This is a genomic window from Pseudoflavonifractor sp. 60 (assembly GCF_009911645.1).
Taxonomy (GTDB): domain Bacteria; phylum Bacillota; class Clostridia; order Oscillospirales; family Oscillospiraceae; genus Lawsonibacter.
The window spans coordinates 1-383 of sequence record NZ_QWKI01000091.1; the positions used below are offsets into that span (position 1 = coordinate 1).

At 49.3% G+C, this 383-nt stretch carries 1 pseudogene; it reads left to right on the forward strand.

What is annotated here, in order from left to right:
• Window positions 1–343 (forward strand): annotated as a pseudogene (locus tag D1646_RS10525) (sigma-70 family RNA polymerase sigma factor); the annotation flags it as partial.
• Window positions 344–383: the final 40 nt, after the last annotated feature.

Consider the following 383-nt stretch of genomic DNA (forward strand, 5'->3'; position numbering starts at 1 on the left):
CCATGTTTACAGCATGGATTGCAGCCCCGGCATTGAAAATCACGCTATGTTCCTGGTGCAGTCCCCGGAGGATTTGATTATTCGAGAGATTGACGAGGCCGCTGAAGAACTATTGCTGGAACGTCTGGCGGAGGCAATTACCCACCTGTCCCCCATCCAGGCGCGGCGGCTCTATGCCCGGTATGCCTTGAAGAAGAAATTTCGAGAGATTGCAGCGGACGAGGGCATCAGCGGAAGTTGTGCCAGTGATAGCGTCACCGGCGCAGTTAAGAAGTTGCAGAAGATTTTTGCCAAAAATGGCTGGCTGGAAAAGTCTGCAAAGGAAAAGTCAATAGGAAAATGAAATAAATTTGTGGACATAGAGGAAGGAGAAAAAAAGCAAC